At 52.0% G+C, this 1,541-nt stretch carries 2 protein-coding genes; both read left to right on the top strand.

Annotation, left to right across the window (positions count from 1 at the left end):
- Positions 1-158 precede the first annotated feature (158 nt).
- Positions 159-686 (top strand): acetolactate synthase small subunit, encoded by a 528-nt coding sequence (gene ilvN, locus AC01YT_RS13530; protein ID WP_315623793.1) that lies wholly within the window; start codon positions 159-161, stop codon positions 684-686.
- A 31-nt stretch (positions 687-717) separates the two neighbouring features.
- Positions 718-1,541 (top strand): ketol-acid reductoisomerase (gene ilvC, locus AC01YT_RS13525; protein ID WP_476676271.1); only part of this gene is annotated, 824 nt, incomplete at its 3' end.

Here is a 1,541-nt window from a genome sequence, read left to right as displayed (position 1 = left end):
ATCGAAGGCACGGTGGTCATTGATTTCAGAGTTGAGCAAGAAGACAATGTGTATCCCATGGTGCCGGCAGGCGCAGATTTACATGCCATGATTCGACGGCCATTGGTCAATCGTATGGTCGAAACCGCAGAAGATGAAATTTGATCGGGGAGGGTGTGATGCAACACATTATTGTGGCGTTAGTGGAAGACAAACCCGGCGTGCTTAATCGTGTCGCCTCATTGTTTCGGCGGCGCAATTTCAACATCGAATCTCTGACGGTAGGCCATACCGAACAGCCGGGGATTTCGCGCATGACGATTGTGGTGGATAGCGATAATGTCAGCGCCGAACGGTTAACCGCGTATCTCTATAAACTCGTAAATGTTATCCAGGTTTCGGATTTGACGCCAGTGCCCAAGGTAACTCGTGATCTCGCTTTGATCAAGGTTAAGGCGACGCCGGAAAACCGCGGACATGTGATGCAAATTGTTGAAGTTTTCCGTGCCCATGTGGTGGATGTGGCTACCGATTCCATGATCGTTGAAATCACCGGGGATGAGGAAAAGATCGAAGGATTCTTGGAAGTCTTGCGACCGCTTGGAATTATCGAAATGGTGCGTACCGGGGTGGTGAGTATGGCACGGGGGAACATGCCTCTCTACGCAAACGGCAATGGCTATCACGTTACTCCCGTTCATCCCTAACTTTTCACAATAACTCCCAGGAGGTGTCCGTATGGCAAAGATAGATTTCGCAGGTGTTTTGGAAGAGGTGGTGACTCGGGATGAATTCCCGCTGGAGAAGGCACGCGAAGTGCTGAAAGATGAGGTAGTGGCGGTACTGGGTTATGGGGTGCAGGGCATGGCCCAATCTCTCAATATGCGCGATAACGGCATCCGGGTCATTGTGGGCGTGAGGCCGGGGGGGCGTTCATGGGAAAAGGCACAGAAAGATGGCTGGGTGCCAGGTGAGACGCTTTTCTCACTCGAGGAAGCGGCGGAACGGGGCACGGTCATCCAATATCTAGTTTCAGATGCAGCCCAGAAGCAAATGTGGCCAAGAATTGAACCCTGCCTGAAACCGGGAAAAGCACTTTATTTCTCCCATGGCTTTTCGATTGTCTACAAAGATCAAACCGGTGTCGTTCCCCCGCCTTATGTGGATGTCATCATGGTTGCACCTAAAGGATCGGGAACCAGTGTGCGTGCGAACTTCTTGGCTGGCAGTGGTATCAATGCATCCTTCGCAGTAGCGCAGGATTATACCGGCCGAGCACGCGAACGCACGTTGGCACTGGGAATCGCGATTGGGTCAGGATACCTCTTCGAAACCACCTTTGAGCATGAGGTATACAGTGACCTCACCGGTGAACGGGGAGTATTGATGGGGGCATTGGCAGGCATTATGGAAGCTCAATATCAGGTACTACGTGCTCATGGGCACTCCCCATCGGAAGCCTTCAATGAAACGGTGGAGGAATTGACCCAAAGTCTGATTCGCTTGGTGGCTGAGCATGGCATGGATTGGATGTATGCCAATTGTTCCACGACGGCGCAACG

Source organism: Thermanaerothrix sp. (assembly GCF_056331585.1).
This window is presented reverse-complemented; position numbering and strand designations above follow the sequence as displayed.